The sequence below is a fragment of the Burkholderia sp. LMG 13014 genome (assembly GCF_905232215.1).
Classification (GTDB): Bacteria; Pseudomonadota; Gammaproteobacteria; order Burkholderiales; family Burkholderiaceae; genus Burkholderia.
On record NZ_CAJNKE010001070.1, the window covers coordinates 1 to 805 of the forward strand.

Consider the following 805-nt stretch of genomic DNA (forward strand, 5'->3'; position numbering starts at 1 on the left):
GTACTGGGACGAGCAGGGGCGCGATATCGTGTTTCCGGCGGTGCCGCCGGGTGAGAGCCATTTCAGCGTGCCTGAAGGCATTTACCTGATCTGCACCGAGGGTGGCCACTATGTGGTCGAAACGGTCGACGGTGTGTATCGCGATTTCGGCCGTGCTCGTACCGATGCGGGTAGCGAAGCGCTCAAGCTGAGGCGTCTCGAGGATCGTAACGGTAACTGGATCGAGGTGGAGCAAGAAGCTCACGATGACGTCGTGCGGCCCGTTCGGTTGCACGATAGCGCCGGTCGCTTGCTGACACTGTCCTACGACAAGTTGCATCCGCAACGTATTGCCTCGATCGAGCTGACCCGTGGTGTTGACGGTGAACAACCCGACACGCTGGTGCGGTACACGTACAGCCATACCGGCGAACTGGTGGCCGTTACCGATCGTAGCGGCCATATCGGGCGACGCTTTGCATACGAGCACGGACTGATGGTCCAGCACACGCTGCGTGGCGGCCTGCAATGTTTCTATGCGTGGCAGGGTGTTGGTCGCGATGCGCGCGTCGTGCGCCACTGGACCAACGACGGCGAAGCGTACACATTCGATGCGGACCTCGCGCAGCGTTCGGTGACGATTACCGATCAGATCGGTCGCGTTACGCGCTGGACGTGGAACGAGGATCAGCAGCCGACGAGCCATACGGATGCCGAAGGCCATGTATGGCAGTTGGAGTGGAACGCAAAGCGGCAGTTGGTCAGCACGACCGACCCGGCCGGGAGCACGACGCGCTTCGAATACGATGAGCGTGGGCGTCAGACG

Annotated in this window: 1 pseudogene; it reads left to right on the plus strand. The window is 61.5% G+C overall.

What is annotated here, in order from left to right:
- Nucleotides 1-28: 28 nt before the first annotated feature.
- Nucleotides 29-805, plus strand: a pseudogene (locus JYJ84_RS37435) (type IV secretion protein Rhs); the annotation flags it as partial.